Raw genomic sequence first — 12,862 nt, forward strand, 5'->3', positions numbered from 1 at the left:
TTCCCACAGTTGAAAGCGATGGGAGAGAGCGCTTGCTTGACTCGCTGCGCGGCATTGAGCGTCGCCAGCAAGTCAGCATCGGTTTCTATGAGGATCGTGACCGTTCGCTGAATTTCCATCACGCTCGCATTATACCAGATAATGATGGAAGAGGGCGTGCACCACCTCCTCCCCAGGGCTCAAGCCCGGGGCTCCCGGCGGTGCGTTTTGGCGGTGGCGTCAAACGGTTGCCTGGTCTTTGCCTTCGGTCACCTGTGCGTAGGGCGCGCGCAGTTCGACGGGGGCCGATTTCTTCTTCAACCGCAGGTTGAGCATCTCGACGAAGACCGAAAAGCCCATCGCGAAGTAGATGTAGCCTTTCGGGATGTGAAGCTCGAAACCTTCGGCGACCAACGCGAAACCGATCAGGAGCAAAAAGCTCAAGGCGAGCATCTTCACCGTTGGATGGCGGTGGACGAAGTCGCTCACCGGACCGGAAAAAATCATCATGAAGATAACGGCGATGACGACGGCAGCCACCATGACGCTCAATTGACTGACCATGCCGACGGCAGTGATCACCGAATCGAGCGAAAAGACGATGTCGAGCAAGATGATCTGAAAGATGATGCTGGCGAAACTTGCCGCGGCGCGGCGCACCACTCCTTCGTGTGCGCCCTCTAACTTATCGTGAATCTCGTAGGTGCTCTTGCCGATGAGGAAAAGCCCGCCGCCGAGCATGATCAAGTCGCGCCCCGAGAACTCTTGGCCGAAGAGTTCGAAGAGCGGATTGGTCAAGCGCACGATCTGCGAGAGCGAAAAGAGCAACCCTATGCGCGTCAACATAGCAAGCGCTAGCCCGACGGTGCGCGCCCGTTTTTGTTGTGTTGTCGGGAGCTTGCCGGCGAGGATTGAGATGAAGATGACGTTGTCGATGCCGAGGACGATCTCCAGCGCTGTAAGCGTCAAAAGGCCGATCCAAGCCTGCGGATCAGTCAACCATTCCATGTCGAGCAGCCCCTCTAGCGCAACCAACGTTGAAAACAACCGATGATCTTACTATGTCGCGCTTCGCGCTGAGAAGCGCGCGAGAACTTCGCAAAAGAGAAGGCGCGATCAGCACGTTGCCGAAGCGGCAATCCGCGCCTTTTGGCGAATGGCCTCAACGATCAGGGCGACTCGCGTTTAGCGGGCCGCCCCTGGTCTCTTTTGATCGCTACTCGACGGTGACCGATTTGGCGAGGTTACGTGGCTGGTCCACGTCGCAGCCGCGCCGCACGGCGATGTGATAGGCGAGCAGTTGCAAGGGGATGATCGCCAAAATCGGCGACAGCAGATCGCTCGCTGCCGGAATTTCGATGACGTGGTCGGAGACTCGCGCCGACATCTCGTCGCCTTCGGTCAAGACCGAGATGACGATCCCTTCGCGCGCTTTGACCTCGACGATGTTCGAGTGCGTCTTTTCGTAACGCAATTCGGAAGCGCGGTTACCCTCTTCGCGCGTGTTGATGACGACCACTGGCAAACGCTCATCGATGAGCGCGTTGGGGCCGTGCTTCATCTCGCCCGCCGGGTAACCTTCGGCGTGAATGTAGGATATCTCTTTGAGTTTGAGCGCGCCTTCGAGCGCGATCGGGAAGTTGATGCCGCGTCCCAAGTAGAGGAAATCAGTCGCGCGGAAGAACTCTTTGGCCAGTTCTTCGACGCGGTCGGTGTCGCTCAGCAAGTGTTCGATCTTCACCGGTAGTTCGGCCAGTTGCTGCGCGTGATGGCGCGCTTGCTCCGTGTCGATCACGCCGCGCAGTTGGCCGAGGTAGAGGGCAAAGAGGTAGAGCGCGACCATTTGCGCCGTAAAAGCCTTGGTCGAAGCGACGCCGATTTCCGGCCCCGCATGGGTCAAAATCGTGCCGTCGGCTTCGCGCGTGATCATCGAGCCTTGGACGTTGCAGATCGCCAACACGCGCGCCGCGCGTTCTTTGGCCTCGCGCAGCGCAGCGATGGTATCCGCCGTCTCGCCCGATTGCGAAATGACGATGAGCAGCGTCTGCTCGTCGAGCACGGGATTGCGGTAGCGAAACTCCGACGCGTAATCGACCTCGACAGGCACACGCGCCAATTGCTCGATCATGTACTTGCCCGCCAACCCCGCGTGCCAGCTAGTGCCGCAAGCGGCGATCATCACGCGATTGAACCTGCGGAACTCCGCTTCGGTGATGTTCATCGGGTCAAGATAGACGCGGCCCGTGTCAAGCGAGATGCGCCCCTGCACGGTGTCGCGCACGGCACGCGGCTGCTCGTAGATCTCTTTGAGCATGAAGTGTTTGAAGCCGCCCTTCTCGGCCATGATCGGATCCCACGTGATCCGCTGGTGGACGGGCTGAACGGGATTGCCGTCGAAATCGGTGACGCGCACGGCGTCGCGCGTGAGCACGGCGATTTCGCCGTCGCCGAGAAAGAAGACGTCGCGCGTGTGCTGCAGAATGGGCGGAATGTCGCTGGCGACGAAATGTTCGCCATCGCCAAGACCGATGACGACCGGCGGCCCTTGTCGCACGGCGATGATCGTGTCGGGTTCATCCGTCGAGATGATGGAGAGGGCGAAGATGCCGCGCAGTTCTTTGACGCTCTCGCGCACAGCCTTTTCTAAGCTGTCCGTGCAGCGCAGCTTCTCTTCAATCAAGTGGGCGATCACTTCCGTATCCGTTTCGGTGACGAAGCGGTGATCGCTCCGACGCAGTTGCTCTTTGAGCTGCAGGTAGTTTTCGATGATGCCGTTGTGGACGACGACGACGCGCCCCGTGCAATCGCGGTGCGGGTGCGCGTTCTCTTCGGTCGGTCGCCCGTGCGTGGCCCAGCGCGTGTGGCCGATGCCGTAGGTGCCATCGATCGGATGGAGGCGAATCGCCTCTTCTAGGTTGCGAAGTTTCCCTTCGGCGCGGCGGATCTTGAGGTTGTGGTGTTCGTCCACCACGGCGATGCCTGCCGAATCGTATCCGCGGTATTCGAGTTTCCGCAACCCATCGAGCAGAACCGGCACGACCTGTTTGTTGCCGACGTATCCGACTATTCCACACATAATGCGAAGGCCAAGACCTCTCTGAAGAATGCTGACGCCGAAAATAAAGCGCCAAAAGTCGCGCGCTTCCGCGAAAAACGCGCTTTACGGATCGCGCCCGACCGCATTTAGCTCGGACGAAGGTTGTCGCGCGGCTGGCGCTTCTTCCTCCTTGAGATGCTTCTTGACCACAGCCGGTACGCCGGCGACCAGCGTGTCGGGCGGCACGTCGCGGATGACGACCGACCCAGCGCCGGTGACGGCACGCGCGCCGACGCGCACTGGTGCGACGAGCATCGTGTCGGATCCGATCCTCACTTCATCCTCGATGATCGTTTCGTGTTTGCGCACGCCATCGTAATTGCAAGTGATGGTACCGGCGCCGATGTTGGTCCGCTCGCCAATGGTCGCGTCGCCCAAGTAGGCGAGATGCATCGCTTTGGTCTTGCGGCCCAGACGCGATTTCTTGACCTCGACGAAATTGCCGACCGCCGCCCCAGCGGCAAGATGCGCGCCCATGCGCAAGTGAGCGAAGGGACCGACAGCACAGCCATCTTCGATCTCCGATTCGATGATGATCGAGTGATCTTTGACGGTCACTTCGTTGCCGATCAACGAGTCGGCGATGCGTGCTCCCGGATAGATCGTGCAGCCCTCGCCGATGGTCGTCCGCCCTTCGATGTGAACGTTCGGATAGATGATCGTATCGCGGGCGATCTGCACATCGGGGCCGATGTAAGTGCTCATCGGATCGATGATGGTCACGCCTTCGAGCATCAGGCGGCGCAGCGTTCTCATGCGAAGGACGCGCTCAAACTCGGCCAGTTCCGCGCGCGTGTTGATGCCGGCCACTTCGCGCGCGTCGGCGTGAATGTAGACGCTGACATCCTCGCCTTCAGCGCGCAGAATGCTCGGCACGTCGGTCAGATAGTATTCGCCTTGCGCGTTGGTCGGCTGGACCTTTTCCAGCGCGCGGAAGAGCGCGCGCGTCTCGAAGCAGTAGATGCCAGCGTTGACCTCTTTGATCTGTCTTTCTTCGGGCGAAGCGTCCCGCTGCTCGACGATGCGCACGACGCGCCCCTCTTGGTCGCGTACGACGCGCCCGTAACCGGTCGGATCATCTAGGCGGACGCAGAGCAACGTGCAGGCAGCGCCGCGTCCGCGGTGCGTGCGATGTTGGTGGATGAGCGCGCCGAGCGTTTCGGGACGGACCAGCGGCACATCGCCCGAGAGGACCAGCAGCGTAGCGTCGGCCTTTTCCAGTTCGGCGCGCGCGGCCATTACAGCATCGCCTGTGCCGCGCTGCTCTTTCTGTAAGACGAAGCGAACTCCTTCGCCAAGCTCTCGTCGCACCGCCGCCTCGACTTCTTCGGCCTGATGTCCGACGACGACGTAGATGCGGCGCGGGCTGAGCGCTGCAGCCGCGCGGCAAACGTGCGCGATGAGCGGCAAACCGCCGAGCTTGTGCAATACTTTGGCCGTGCGCGAGCGCATGCGCGTGCCGAGCCCTGCGGCCAAGATCAAAACGTCGAGCGGCGCGTGTGGGTCAGGCGCATTCGTTCTTTGCGACGTGTTCTCCATAAGTCACCGAACCGTTGCGGTGCGCGCTGGCTCGTTCGTAGCAAGCGATGATGACGCGCGCCAACTTCTCCGGACTATGGCGCACCTTTTCGCCTTCGTCCAGCAGGTCGGCGGCGATGACCTCGGTCGCAGCGCCGAGCGCGCATCTCAAATCCTCTTCTTCGTCCAGACCGATTTGTCGTGCCCCTTCGGCGGCGTAACGCTCCGCCTGCTCGGCGCTGATCGCACGGCTGTTGACGATGACGTAATCGAAGTCGATGGCGGGCGCGTACTCGCGGACCTTCTCCAGATGCTGTCGCGCCGTGTAGCCGTCGGTTTCGCCCGGCTGAGTCATCAAGTTGCAAACGAAGATCTTGACGGCCCGCGACTCGGCGATCGCCTCGGGCACGCGCGCCACCAGCAGATTGGGAAGAATGCTCGTGTAGAGCGAACCTGGACCGATGGTGATGATGTCGGCGGCGCGAATGGCCGCCAACGCTTCGGGCAAGGGGAGACACTTTTCCGGTTCGAGGCGCAGCCGTTTGATGGGCTTGCGCGAAGCGGTGATGTTGGTCTCGCCGCGCACGATCGAGCCATCTTCCAGTTCGGCGACGAGCCGAACGTCGCTCAGCGTCGCCGGATAGATGCGCCCTTTGATCGCTAGCACCTCAGAAGAGAGGCGCACGGCTTCAACGAAATCGCCCGTCACTGCGGTCAGCGCCGCGAGAAACAGATTGCCGAAGCTGTGACCGCCGAGTTCGCCATCGCCGGGAAAACGATAGCGGAAAAGGCGTGCCAGCAGCGTGGAGTCTTCCGAAAGAGCGACCATGCAGTTGCGTATGTCGCCGGGCGGAAGGATCTGCAGTTCGTCGCGCAACCGTCCTGAGCTTCCGCCGTCGTCCGAGACCGTGACGATGGCGACGAGACTCTCCAACCACAGACCGCCGCGGTCGGCAGCCCCGACGAACCGTTTGATCCCAGAAAGAAGCGTCGAAAGCCCCGTGCCGCCACCGATGGCGACCAGCTTCAAACCGCGCTCCATGGTTGCACGCACCCGCTGCCTCTCCTCGTCGCCAGCGCGAGGCGACGCCAAATCATAACGGTAAACCGACGGGGCTTTCAAATGGAGTCGGGTTGAAACGACTTCGGTCGAAACGCTTTTGGGGTTCAACGTGAGACGCGCCGTTTCGCGCGTAATCTATGTTGAAACGACGACTTCGGTCGAAACGCTGTTGGGATACGTTCAAGCGCTGTTGTCGGAGCGAAGCTGAGACGACCACGCCTCAACCGTTTCTCCGCTTGGCTCATCAACTTGCGATCAACCGACCCATCCACGTTAAGCTGGGGTTGGTTTGCATTGGTCCTCTTGGCGCGTTAACTGTGGGACGCCAAAGGGGTTCAAAGGCGTTTCTCTAACGCGAAGCGAAGACCAAGCGTTCGAAGTCTGGTTCATTGCGCAGCGGCGCAAGGTCTTGATCCTGTTGCGCGCGCACGCGCAGGCTCGGCTGAAGGTTGAGCGCTCGTTCGAGCGACTCCAATGCCGAACTGATCGACCCGAGTCGCGCTCGCGTCGCCGCTAGCCCGTAATGAATGTGCGCCGCTTCCGGCTGCCGTTTGAGCGCGCGCTCGAACATCTCCTGCGCGGCCATGTACTGCCCGCGATTGAGTTCGATCACGCCGCGGTCGTACAAGGCTTCCGGGTCGCGCGGCAAGTGGTTATCTTTGCGCAAACGCGCTTCGGCAATCGCTAGATAGGTGCGCGCGCGCGCGGCCACCTCAGGCACGTTGGCATGTTGCTCGATGAGCGTGCGGAAAAGGTCGCGCGCTTCAGCAAACCGCCCGCGCGAAAACTCTTTGTGCGCCCGCTCGAAAGCGCGCAGCGCCGCTCCCTCGGCGCTCACCGTCGGACGCACGCGCGCGTTGGTGGAAGAAGCCGTCTTCTTCGCGCGCACGGCCTGCGCTTTTTGCGTCGAACGGGCTGCCTTTTTCGTTTGTGGTTTTTTGAGTTGAGCCGAGCGCGAGGTGCGCGCCGTCTTCTTTTCAATCACACGCCCGGTCTTGGCTGCCTTTTTGACCGGCGCTTTCTCCGCCTTGCGTCGGGGGGCCGACGCTTTGAGGCGCCGAGCCGCTCGCTCGGTCGTCCGTTGACGCCCTTTCTTCACGGCTTTGGCCGAGGCAGGACGCGAAGCAGACCTTTTGCTGCCCTTGGTAATGGGTTCGCTCATGCTCGCTCGTCTCGCTTGTTAAAGAAAGCGGCCATGAAACGAGATCAGCGCTTCAGGCCAAAGCCATGTTAACACAAATTTGCCTCGCAGAGCAACTAGGGGAACGAAATTTGCTAGCGTTTGATAAACAAAGATAAAAACTGTTGCAACCAGTGGCCGCTTGTGTTAAAGTGTGCGCCGGGTCGTTCCTCGACCGAGGGACGAGCGATCTCGGGGGAGTTCGGCAATCCTTTGTTTTGGCTTCGACGCGGGCCCGAACGGAAGCTGCCCCACCGCCAGAGCGTCCGCGTTCTCGCAAAACCGAAAGTAGAAGCGGCTGGTTCTCGATGACGGACACTCCAATCATCATGCGTGAGCAGCAGTACGAGCAGATCAACGCCGTGCTCGAGCGACTGCGCACGGATTCATCTGCTCGCGTCGTCTTCTTGGTGGACAAAAACGGCCAACCCATTGCCGTGCGCGGGGAGATCGGCGACCTTGACACCACGGGACTGGCCAGTTTAGCTGCCGGCAACGTTGCCGCTACGGGCGGCATGGCGCGTCTGATCGGCGAAAAGGAGTTCCCCACGTTATCGCACGAGGGCGAACGCGAGAGCATCTACATTTCGGTGCTCGGGCGCGCCCTTTTGGTCGTTGTCTTCGACGAGCGTTCCAGTTTGGGACTGGTCAAGCTGCGCGTGCGTCAAGCGTCGCACGATCTGGCGGTGATTTTCGATGAGATCGCCCGCGAGGCGAGCACGCGCACCGCAAACGACCTGTCGGCCTTTGCCGAGATCACAGACGAGGACATCGACAGCCTCTTTCGTTGAGGCGCACCCCGTTTCCACTTCTCGCCCACTCGATCGCGAGAGCACCTCAAGCGGACACGGACGACCTTCAGACCATGACTTTCATCAACTACGCGGCACGCGAGATCAACTGCAAGATCGTCTACTACGGCCCCGGCTTGTGCGGCAAGACAACTAACCTTCAGTACATCTACGATTCCACCGCGCCGGAGTCCAAGGGGAAGATGATCAGTCTGGCGACCGAGACCGACCGGACGCTCTTTTTCGACTTTTTGCCGCTCGATCTCGGTTCGGTACGCGGTTTTCGCACGCGCTTTCACCTCTACACAGTGCCGGGGCAGGTCTTCTACGATGCCTCGCGGCGCTTGATCCTGAAAGGCGTGGACGGCGTGGTGTTCGTCGCCGACAGCCAAGAGGAGCGCATGGACGCCAACATCGAATCGCTCTACAACTTGGAAGAGAACCTGCGCTCGCACGGTTACGACTTGATGAAGATCCCTTACGTCTTGCAGCTCAACAAGCGAGACCTGCCGAACATCGTGCCCGTCGAAGAGATGATCGCCGAACTACAGCGCAAAGGCGAGCCTGTGATCGAAGCGGTCGCAGCCCGCGGCATCGGCGTTTACGACACGCTCAAAGCGGTTGCCAAACAAGTCCTCACGGAACTGCGCAAGGGAGCGGCTTAGCGCGTCGCTCGCGTCGGTTTGCGTTTGCCAAAGCTTTGCCAAAAGGTGGTATCAGCCCGCGCTGGCGTTCTTAGCGCGTCGCTCGCGTCGGTTTGCGTTTGCCAAAGCTTTATCGAATCGCCATTTCAGCGCCGCGCTCGCCATCCAGCCGCAAACTTCGTCCCTGGCCTTTCGCTGCTCAATCGAGCGACTTTATCATCAGCAGTCCATCGCCGCCGTTGGAGTAGTAGCGCGGAAGCCGTTGCGTGACGACGTAGCCGAGGTTGCGGTAGAGCTTCTGTGCGCCGTGGTTGGTAGCGCGCACTTCTAAGCGAACGGTGCGCACGCCGCACTTACGAAAAGCCTCTTCGATGCGTTGCATTAGGCGGAGCGCGATTCCGCGCCGACGGTGTTCTGGCAGGACGCCGACCGTGGTGATGTGGCCTGTAAAGTCGGGTTCGATGATGCCGATGATGAACCCGACCATGGTCCCGTCGGCGGCGTTGGCTTGGTAGCAGAGCGCATCGGGCGCAGTCAACAGGTACTGAAACGTTTCGCGGCTGTAGGCTTCGCCATCGGCGAAGCAGCGTTGATCCAATCGCCAGCACTCTTCGAGTTGGGCGACCGTCAGCGGGCGAATCGAGTAGGGCCACTCGGGATCGAGCGGCGCAATGGGCGGTTCTTGCCCGTCGGCGAGAGGACGCCAGCGCGAACGGATTTTTCTGAAAACTCCCATCTCTTCTCCTCTGGCCCGGTCTCGCTCCGGCTAGATTATAAACATGCAATCGCCGTAGCTGTAAAAGCGGTATCGTGCCTCGACGGCGTGGCGGTAAGCGGCCAGCGTCAAATCTTTGCCGGCAAAGGCCGCGACCAAGAGCAGTAGCGAGGATCGCGGCAGGTGGAAGTTGGTCAACAGTGCGTCCACGGCGCGAAAACGGTGGCCGGGGACGATGGTCAAGTGCGTGATGCCGGTACGCGGCGCGACGATGCCCCTCTCATCGGCTGCTGTTTCGAGCGCGCGCACGCTGGTCGTTCCAACGGCGATGAGACGTCCACCGCGACGTCGGGACTCATTGATCGCGTGTGCTGCCTCGGGGCTAATGGTGAACCTTTCGGCGGCCACCTTGTGTCGTTCAACCTGTTGGACGCGGACGGGTTCGAACGTTCCATAGCCGACGTGAAGTGTGATCTCGACTATGTGCGCGCCGCGCGCCCGTATCTCCTGCAGAACGCGCGGCGTGAAATGGAGTCCAGCCGTCGGCGCGGCAACGGCGCCGCGTTCGCGCGCGAAGATGGTCTGGTAACGTTCGCGATCCGGCGCATCCGTTTTAAACGGGTCGCGTTTGATGTATGGCGGAAGCGGCGTTCGGCCGACTTCATCGAGCACACGGTCGAAATCATCATCGCAGTCAAAGCGGACCACGCGTACGCCGCCGTCGCGCTCTTCGACCACTTGGGCGCGCAAACGTCCGTCGCCGAACGAGAGGCGCATCCCGGCGTGCAGGCGGCGCGCTGGACGCGCGAGCGCTTCCCAGTGCCGTTCGCCGCGTTCGACCAAGAGCAATAATTCTGCGCGCCCGCCCGATGGCTCGCGCCGTCCGACTAGACGAGCCGGAAAAACGCGCGTGTTGTTGATCACCAGCACGTCGTTCGAGCGGACGAGCTCCGGGAGATCACGAAAGCTGCGATCCTGCCAGCTTGCGGTGCGCCGTTCGACGACCAGCATGCGAGAGGCATCGCGCGGGCGCGCTGGCTGCTGTGCGATCAGCTCTTCTGGAAGCTCGTAATCGAAGTCGGAAATAAGCATGGGGCGTTTGGGCTGCCAAGCCACAGCGTTTCGAGCGGTTCAACGCTCGCTCTCATGCTGAGCGTTTGCGGCGATCGCGTTTCGACAATGGGCCGCAAGGTCCAACCGTGGTTGCCGTTGCCTTTCAAATTTCGTCGCCGAAGAGTTTCGGCGACGATGGCGCGGACGGCGCGATGCCGAAATGCCTGTAAGCGAGCGGCGTCGCCATGCGTCCGCGCGGCGTGCGGTTGAGAAAGCCGATCTGAATCAGATACGGCTCGATGATCTCTTCGATGGAATCTTTCTCCTCGTGAATGGAGGCTGACAGCGTGCCGAGTCCCACTGGGCCGCCGCCGAACTTTTCAATGATCGTCAGCAGTAATTTACGATCCATTTCATCGAGGCCGAAGGTATCGACTTCCATGCGGTTGAGCGCATCGCGCGCCACTTCGCCCGTGATCTGTCCATCGTATTCGACCTCGGCGTAATCGCGCACACGCCGCAGCAGGCGATTGGCGATGCGCGGGGTGCCGCGCGCGCGGCGGGCGATTTCGCGCGCCCCCTCGCGGTCGATCGGAACGCGGAGGATCTCCGCCGAACGGCGCACGATCAATTCCAGTTCATCGTGATTGTAGAATTCTAGGTGGAAGGCGATGCCGAAGCGCCCGCGAAGCGGTGCCGTGATCAACCCAGCGCGCGTCGTTGCGCCGACGAGCGTGAATTTCGGTAGGTCCAGTTTGATCGTGCGCGCCGCTGTGCCTTGCCCGATGACGATGTCGAGTTGGTAGTCTTCCATCGCCGGGTAGAGAACCTCTTCGATGGCTGGGTTTAGCCGATGTATCTCGTCGATGAAGAGGATCTCGCCATCCTGCAAGTTGGTCAGAATGGCGGCTAGATCGCCGGGCCGCTCGATCGCCGGACCAGAGGTCGAACGCACGGGCGCGCCCATCTCGTTGGCGATGATGAAGGAGAGCGTGGTTTTGCCGAGCCCTGGCGGCCCCGTAAGCAGCACGTGATCAAGGGCCTCGCGCCGGTTGCGCGCCGCGCGGATGAAGACAGCGAGGTTGCGCGTGACGCGCTCTTGCCCGATGTATTCGGCAAGCCGCGTCGGACGAAGCGATTTTTCGAATTCGCGTTCGTCTTCATCGAGCGCCACGGAACGGCGCATCTCGGTCGCCTCTTCGCCGCGCGTCAGTTGCGCGTCGCCCGCCTCTTCGAGGTCGATCTCTCGTTCGTTCATGCTTCAACTTCCTTTCATGCTTTGGCGAGCAATCGCAGGCTCCGGCGCAGTATCTCTTGCACGTTGGCCGAGGCTCCGTCGCGCATCGCTTGCGCGATGGCCTTTTCTGCTGCCGCTTTCGGGTAGCCGAGGTTCAACAGCGCCGACAGCGTATCTTCCCGCAGCGCATCCTCCGATGGTGCGCTTGGTCCGGCGACCGCCGGTTCGCTCGTCGCAAGCGCCGCGAGTTTATCGCGCAGTTCGACGACCAACCTTTCGGCCGTTCGTCGCCCGATGCCGGGAACCGAGGTCAAGCGTGCGAGGTTGCTGGTTCTGATGGCGGCGATGATCTCTTCGGCCGTAAGGCTTGAGAGCATGGCGATGGCCAGTTTCGGCCCGACGCCGCTGACCGAGATGAGGCGCAGGAAGAGCTCGCGTTCGCGCGCCGTTTTGAATCCGTAAAGTTGCAGCGTGTCTTCGCGCACGTAAGTGTAGATGCGCAGCGAGACGTGCGCGCCCGGTTCCTCCATCTCGTAGAACGTCGAAAGCGGAATGGTCACTTCGTAGCCAACGCCGCCGACATCGAGGATGACGCTCGTCGCTTGTTTGGCCAGAAGAGTGCCGGAAAGATGTGCGATCATCTCGTCAAAGCTTCCGTGCGACAGATGTTCAAAAAGGGAGCAGTCTTTGGGAGTTGCACGGTTCGGTTCAGCGCAAGAACGAACATTGTAATTGATTTTGCGGCCAACGCGCAATTTCCATCGGCCAGCGGCAACGCAACGCTGCCATCGGCTCATCAATGGGCTGAAGCTCTTCCGCCAATTCGCACTTGGCGTTATACTTTTCATCGGGAAACGGGGAAGATGAAAGCGGAAAAGGTCTCGGAACTGACGACTAACCGGTTGAGCGTCTATCTTCGGTGCCTCAATTTGCTGGCCGAAGCGGGCGTTAAGACCATCTCGTCGCAGGCGTTGGCCGACCAATTCAACCTGAATTCGGCGCAAATCCGCAAGGATCTAGCATATTTCGGCGAGTTCGGCGTGCGCGGCGTCGGTTACGATGTCGAGGAGTTACGCCGCCATTTGAGACAGATCCTCGGTTTAGACAAACCGCACCGCGTCGGCATCGTCGGCGCGGGTAATTTGGGCACGGCGCTGGCCAACTACACGGGCTTCGCCGCTTCGAACTTCACGGTGGTGGCGCTTTTCGATAACGATCCGAAGAAGATCGGGCAGCGCATCGGACAACATCAGATTCCGGTATATGACGTGCGCGAATTAGCGCGCGTCGTGCGCGAAAAAGGGATCGATGTCGCCGTGATCGCTGTGCCGGCGCGCGTCGCGCAGCGCGTGCTCAACCAAGTGATGGCGGCTGGCATCAAGGCCGTGTTGAACTTCGCTCCGGTGCGTTTGCATGCGCGCCTCGGCGTCAAGGTCAAAACGGTCGATTTGACGATCTCGCTCGAAAGCTTGTCCTACTTTCTGGCCCGACCGCAAATCACCTGCATCACTAATCCGCGAAGCATCTTGCCCTACGAGGAGATCGCACAGCGCGAAGAGCGCGAAATAGCAAAGGAGTGAGGAGT

General features: G+C 60.8%; 12 protein-coding genes. 3 read left to right on the forward strand and 9 right to left on the reverse strand.

Going from position 1 to position 12,862, the window contains the following annotated elements:
• Positions 1–219: 219 nt before the first annotated feature.
• From C4334_RS09585 to C4334_RS09605, 5 genes are all read right to left on the reverse strand, one after another.
• Positions 220–987 carry a TerC family protein gene (locus tag C4334_RS09585; RefSeq protein WP_352431892.1) on the reverse strand — a complete coding sequence of 256 codons (768 nt, stop codon included), beginning with the start codon at positions 985–987 and terminating at the stop codon, positions 220–222.
• A gap of 208 nt (positions 988–1,195) precedes the next feature.
• The gene (gene glmS, locus C4334_RS09590) at positions 1,196–3,055 is read right to left on the reverse strand and encodes a glutamine--fructose-6-phosphate transaminase (isomerizing) (protein WP_352431865.1); all 1,860 of its coding nucleotides are present in this window, start codon (positions 3,053–3,055) and stop codon (positions 1,196–1,198) included.
• An 84-nt stretch (positions 3,056–3,139) separates the two neighbouring features.
• The gene (gene glmU, locus C4334_RS09595) at positions 3,140–4,615 is read right to left on the reverse strand and encodes a bifunctional UDP-N-acetylglucosamine diphosphorylase/glucosamine-1-phosphate N-acetyltransferase GlmU (RefSeq protein ID WP_352431866.1); all 1,476 of its coding nucleotides are present in this window, start codon (positions 4,613–4,615) and stop codon (positions 3,140–3,142) included.
• Positions 4,581–5,648, reverse strand: a complete 1,068-nt coding sequence (locus tag C4334_RS09600; RefSeq protein WP_352431867.1) for a gluconeogenesis factor YvcK family protein — start codon at positions 5,646–5,648, stop codon at positions 4,581–4,583. Before C4334_RS09600 ends, glmU begins: the two co-directional genes overlap by 35 nt.
• A 358-nt stretch (positions 5,649–6,006) precedes the next feature.
• Positions 6,007–6,819, reverse strand: a complete 813-nt coding sequence (locus C4334_RS09605; RefSeq protein ID WP_352431868.1) for a TPR end-of-group domain-containing protein — start codon at positions 6,817–6,819, stop codon at positions 6,007–6,009.
• Between the two features lie 326 nt (positions 6,820–7,145).
• On the opposite strand from C4334_RS09605, the gene C4334_RS09610 reads away from it, so the two are divergent.
• Positions 7,146–7,628 carry a roadblock/LC7 domain-containing protein gene (locus tag C4334_RS09610; protein ID WP_352431869.1) on the forward strand — a complete coding sequence of 161 codons (483 nt, stop codon included), beginning with the start codon at positions 7,146–7,148 and terminating at the stop codon, positions 7,626–7,628.
• Between the two features lie 74 nt (positions 7,629–7,702).
• Positions 7,703–8,293 (forward strand): GTP-binding protein, encoded by a 591-nt coding sequence (locus C4334_RS09615; RefSeq protein ID WP_352431870.1) that lies wholly within the window; start codon positions 7,703–7,705, stop codon positions 8,291–8,293.
• 178 nt (positions 8,294–8,471) lie between these two features.
• Here the strand turns inward: C4334_RS09615 and rimI are convergent, their stop codons facing one another.
• From rimI to ruvA, 4 genes are all read right to left on the reverse strand, one after another.
• Positions 8,472–9,008 carry a ribosomal protein S18-alanine N-acetyltransferase gene (rimI, locus tag C4334_RS09620; RefSeq protein WP_352431871.1) on the reverse strand — a complete coding sequence of 179 codons (537 nt, stop codon included), beginning with the start codon at positions 9,006–9,008 and terminating at the stop codon, positions 8,472–8,474.
• 30 nt (positions 9,009–9,038) lie between these two features.
• Positions 9,039–10,079: a tRNA preQ1(34) S-adenosylmethionine ribosyltransferase-isomerase QueA gene (gene queA / locus C4334_RS09625; RefSeq protein ID WP_352431872.1), complete on the reverse strand. Its 1,041-nt coding sequence runs from the start codon at positions 10,077–10,079 to the stop codon at positions 9,039–9,041.
• Between the two features lie 124 nt (positions 10,080–10,203).
• Positions 10,204–11,226 carry a Holliday junction branch migration DNA helicase RuvB gene (gene ruvB, locus C4334_RS09630; protein WP_352431893.1) on the reverse strand — a complete coding sequence of 341 codons (1,023 nt, stop codon included), beginning with the start codon at positions 11,224–11,226 and terminating at the stop codon, positions 10,204–10,206.
• An 86-nt stretch (positions 11,227–11,312) separates the two neighbouring features.
• Complete coding sequence (gene ruvA / locus C4334_RS09635) at positions 11,313–11,918, reverse strand: Holliday junction branch migration protein RuvA (protein ID WP_352431873.1); 606 nt, start codon at positions 11,916–11,918, stop codon at positions 11,313–11,315.
• A gap of 222 nt (positions 11,919–12,140) precedes the next feature.
• On the opposite strand from ruvA, the gene C4334_RS09640 reads away from it, so the two are divergent.
• Complete coding sequence (locus C4334_RS09640) at positions 12,141–12,857, forward strand: redox-sensing transcriptional repressor Rex (RefSeq protein ID WP_352431874.1); 717 nt, start codon at positions 12,141–12,143, stop codon at positions 12,855–12,857.
• Positions 12,858–12,862 lie beyond the last annotated feature (5 nt).

Source organism: Pyrinomonas sp. (assembly GCF_040289685.1).
Taxonomy (GTDB): domain Bacteria; phylum Acidobacteriota; class Blastocatellia; order Pyrinomonadales; family Pyrinomonadaceae; genus Pyrinomonas.

Coding starts and splice junctions, on each gene's coding strand:
- C4334_RS09585 (WP_352431892.1), bottom strand. CDS start 987: ATGGAATGGTTGACTGATCCGCAGGCTTGGATCGGCCTTTTGACGCTT.
- glmS (WP_352431865.1), bottom strand. CDS start 3,055: ATGTGTGGAATAGTCGGATACGTCGGCAACAAACAGGTCGTGCCGGTT.
- glmU (WP_352431866.1), bottom strand. CDS start 4,615: ATGGAGAACACGTCGCAAAGAACGAATGCGCCTGACCCACACGCGCCG.
- C4334_RS09605 (WP_352431868.1), bottom strand. CDS start 6,819: ATGAGCGAACCCATTACCAAGGGCAGCAAAAGGTCTGCTTCGCGTCCT.
- C4334_RS09610 (WP_352431869.1), top strand. CDS start 7,146: ATGACGGACACTCCAATCATCATGCGTGAGCAGCAGTACGAGCAGATC.
- C4334_RS09615 (WP_352431870.1), top strand. CDS start 7,703: ATGACTTTCATCAACTACGCGGCACGCGAGATCAACTGCAAGATCGTC.
- rimI (WP_352431871.1), bottom strand. CDS start 9,008: ATGGGAGTTTTCAGAAAAATCCGTTCGCGCTGGCGTCCTCTCGCCGAC.
- queA (WP_352431872.1), bottom strand. CDS start 10,079: ATGCTTATTTCCGACTTCGATTACGAGCTTCCAGAAGAGCTGATCGCA.
- ruvB (WP_352431893.1), bottom strand. CDS start 11,226: ATGCGCCGTTCCGTGGCGCTCGATGAAGACGAACGCGAATTCGAAAAA.
- ruvA (WP_352431873.1), bottom strand. CDS start 11,918: ATGATCGCACATCTTTCCGGCACTCTTCTGGCCAAACAAGCGACGAGC.
- C4334_RS09640 (WP_352431874.1), top strand. CDS start 12,141: ATGAAAGCGGAAAAGGTCTCGGAACTGACGACTAACCGGTTGAGCGTC.